Origin of the sequence: Phytoactinopolyspora endophytica, assembly GCF_004138495.1 — a bacterium.
GTDB classification, from domain to species: domain Bacteria; phylum Actinomycetota; class Actinomycetes; order Jiangellales; family Jiangellaceae; genus Phytoactinopolyspora; species Phytoactinopolyspora endophytica.
In genome coordinates, this window is sequence record NZ_ML142851.1 from 154,311 (window position 1) to 155,133 (window position 823).

The 823-nt window shown below is 69.9% G+C and carries 1 protein-coding gene and 1 pseudogene; both read right to left on the reverse strand.

From position 1 onward, the window contains the following. Window positions 1-517: pseudogene (locus ELR45_RS37055) on the reverse strand (hypothetical protein); the annotation flags it as partial. Between the two features lie 42 nt (window positions 518-559). Beyond that, window positions 560-823: cob(I)yrinic acid a,c-diamide adenosyltransferase (locus tag ELR45_RS40500; protein WP_240759230.1), on the reverse strand; the 264-nt coding region annotated here is incomplete at its 5' end.

Consider the following 823-nt stretch of genomic DNA (forward strand, 5'->3'; position numbering starts at 1 on the left):
GCAGGACGGACGTCGGGTTGGTGGGGTTGCCGACCACGACGAGGTCCGAGTCGTCGGGAACGGCGCCCGGGTCGAGAACGAAACCGTCGTCCGCGGTGAGGATGGTGCGCCCGACGGCGTGTCCGGCCGAGTTGAGAGCGACCTCGGGCTCGGTGAACTGCGGATGGACGACGACGGGTCGACGGACGACAGCGTCCACCGCCGGGATGGCATCGGTGGCTGGACGGAAAGCACGGGCGATCAGTGTGAACGCCTCCGCGCCGCCCGCCGTTGGCAAGACCTCGTCGACAGGACGGCCGTGGCGCTCGGCGATCGCCTCGGCGGCGGGCGTCGGGTCCGGATAAGCGGCGATGTCGTCGATCGCGGCGATCAGCCGTCGCCGTAACCAGTCCGGTGGCATCCCGCCCCGGACGTTCACGGCGAGATCGACCAGACCCGGCGCCGCATCGGAGTCGCCGTGGTGCCGGAGGTCCGGCTCCGCGCCCCCCGTCGTTGCGTCCTGCGGATCGTGGGTCACGGCGCTCACCTTGCAGGACGCAACGAAGGGGGCACCGTCATCTCACCACTCGATTCCACGCTGGCCCTTCTGCCCGTCGTCCATCGGGTGCTTGACCTTGGACGTCTCCATGACCAGATCGGCGGCCTCGACCAGCGCCGGGTGTGCGTTCCGGCCGGTGATGATCACGTGCTGATGGCCCGGACGGTCCCGCAGCGTCTTCACCACCTCCTCGACGTCGACCCATCCCCAGTGGATGGGGTAGGTGAACTCGTCGAGTACGTAGAGCCCGTGCCGCTCGGCGGCGAGCCGGTCGGCGATCTCCCG